This is a genomic window from Desulfovibrio sp. 1214_IL3152, assembly GCF_036763055.1.
In the GTDB taxonomy this organism is placed as follows: Bacteria; Desulfobacterota; Desulfovibrionia; order Desulfovibrionales; family Desulfovibrionaceae; genus Desulfovibrio.
On the sequence record NZ_JBAIYW010000308.1, the window covers coordinates 1 to 2,279 of the forward strand.

At 59.3% G+C, this 2,279-nt stretch carries 2 protein-coding genes and 1 pseudogene; 2 read left to right on the plus strand and 1 reads right to left on the minus strand.

Annotated features, from left to right (window positions below):
* Window positions 1-217: 217 nt before the first annotated feature.
* Window positions 218-808, minus strand: coding sequence for an IMP cyclohydrolase (locus tag V6C07_RS06540; protein ID WP_333535543.1), 591 nt, complete (start codon window positions 806-808; stop codon window positions 218-220).
* A 178-nt stretch (window positions 809-986) separates the two neighbouring features.
* Between V6C07_RS06540 and V6C07_RS06545 the strand changes: the two genes are divergently transcribed.
* A complete protein-coding gene (locus V6C07_RS06545) occupies window positions 987-1,793 on the plus strand; it encodes an exodeoxyribonuclease III (RefSeq protein ID WP_333535544.1) in 807 nt (268 codons plus the stop codon).
* 255 nt (window positions 1,794-2,048) lie between these two features.
* Window positions 2,049-2,279: pseudogene (locus V6C07_RS06550) on the plus strand (FAD/FMN-containing dehydrogenase); the annotation flags it as partial.

The following is a 2,279-nucleotide window of genomic DNA, read 5'->3' on the forward strand; positions in this document are numbered from 1 at the left end:
CGCGCCTGCTCCACCGTGTACACGTCTTCCGCCGGAAAACGGCGGTTGAACAGGCGGTTGAGGGCGGCAAGCTGGCTGGGTTTCAGCCCTTGCAGATGGCCTTCTGGTTTTGGAATGGTGTGCTCCTGGCGCAGCGGCGCGCTGTTCGTTGCGGCCGTCAAGGGGGGCCACTTCTGAAAAGAGCAGGGCGGCTTGGGGCCGCCCTGCCTGATGTCGGTTACGGGCGCAGATAGGACGTGATGAGGGCGTCGTAGCGCGAGGTGGCCTCAAAAGCCCTTGAGGCCATGAGTTGGCGGAATTCCAGACTCACGGCATTGTCGTGGCTGCGCATTTCATCCATGGCGGTGGGGTACCATTGGGGAGAAGGCAGCACAAGAATGCTGTGAAAGTTTTTAGCAGCGGCGCGCAGCATACAGGGGCCGCCGATGTCGATTTCCTCCACGGCTTCTTCAAGGGAGAGCTTGCGCTCCACCGCTCCCGCAAAGTCGTAGAGGTTGACGCAAACCATGTCAAAGGGGCGTATGCCTTTTTCAGACAGGGTCAGCATGTGGGATTCTTCGTCCTTGTTTGCCAGGATACCGGCATGGATCTTGGGGTGCAGGGTTTTTACCCGGCCCCCGAGAATCTCGGGAAAGCCGGTGACCGTGCTCACTGCGGTGACGGGCAGGCCCGCCGCCTCCAGCGCCTTCTGCGTGCCGCCGGTAGAGACAAGCTCCACCCCGCGGGCAGTCAGAAAGGTGGCAAAATCCACAAGGCCGCTTTTGTCCGTAACGCTCAGAATGGCACGGCGAATGGGCAAGATGTCCATGAAGCGACTCCTAAAATTTCGTGGGCTTACGCGCCGGAAAGTCCGGCACGGCATAAATGTGACCCGCCCCTGTTATTACAATAAAATGCGCGTTTGCGCAATCTTCGCCGGTGGGCGTCACTGACGGCAGCTCTTGCGGGGCGGGGCGCGCAAGGCTATGCTCTGCGGCGGAGGTTTTATGCTGTTCAAACTCGTATCCTGGAATGTCAACGGGCTGAGGGCTGTTTCTACCAAGGCTGATTGGGACTGGTTTGCGCAAAGTGATGCCCAGGTGGTGGCCTTGCAGGAAACCAAGGCGCACCCGGAACAACTGGGTGAAGACGTGCGTGAGCCTGCGGGCTGGGAAAGCCGCTGGGCGTCAAGCACAGTCAAAAAAGGCTATTCCGGCGTGGCCGTATTCAGCCGTCTGCCTTTCCTTTCCTGGAGCGCTGAGCTGCCGCAGCCGGAATTTCAGGGTGAGGGCCGTCTGCTGCATCTGGAATATCCAGAGTTTCATTTTTTCAACGGCTACTTCCCCAACGGCGGAGCCGAAGAACTGGATGAAAACGGCAAGCCTACAGGCAAGTTCAAGCGCGTACCCTATAAAATGGCATATTTCGAGGCTTTTTTGGCCTATGCCGAAGAATGCCGCAAAAGCAAGCCCATTGTTGTCTGCGGCGATTTCAACATAGCCCACAGGCCCATTGACCTGGCCCGGCCCAAGCAGAATGAAAAATGCACGGGCTTTCTGCCCGAAGAGCGCGCCTTTCTCGACCGCTTCACGGCTATGGGCTATGTGGATACCTTCCGCCATGTGCATGGCGATGCGCCGGACAACTACTCGTGGTGGTCATACAAGACTCGCGCGCGGGCCAAGAATGTGGGATGGCGTATTGATTATTTCTTCGTGTCGCAAGAGCTGGCGCCCGCCATCCGCGATGCATGGATAGAAAACGATGTGTACGGTTCGGACCACTGCCCTGTGGGCCTGAGCCTGGAAGTATGACAAAACGCTGCCGTGATGCTGTCATGGCAGCTGTTTTTTGCCGTCGCATTGCGTTGCGCGCTTGCAGGGGCTGTTGACGCGCCCCGTTTGCACCTGTCGCAACTGCCGTAACTGCCGCACCAGTCGCTCGGGCGCGTGTCACATCCGGCCCTTGCTTGTCCCGACGGGGGCGGATATGAAGCAAACAGACCCGAGCAGATGTGGCGGCGCGGCTCATGTGCGGCTACATATTTTATCTCGCCGGGAGCGGTCCTCATGACGCAAGCGTCACTTCTGAACCCTTTGCCCCACAGTGTCGATGCACAGCCCTATGCGGACAGGCTTGAGCCTGCGGACATGGATTTTCTGCGCCGGACGCTGGGTGAAGACCTGCTTGTCACGGCGGAAGAACTTCATGTTTATGCTTCCGACGCCAGCCTGAAAACGGGCAGCCCCCTGGCCGCCGCCCGCCCCCGGCGTGTGGAGCAGGTGCAGGATCTGCTGGCC

Excerpts from the sequence above, each read along its gene's own strand:
- V6C07_RS06540 (WP_333535543.1), bottom strand. The coding sequence starts at position 808 with ATGGACATCTTGCCCATTCGCCGTGCCATTCTGAGCGTTACGGACAAA.
- V6C07_RS06545 (WP_333535544.1), top strand. The coding sequence starts at position 987 with ATGCTGTTCAAACTCGTATCCTGGAATGTCAACGGGCTGAGGGCTGTT.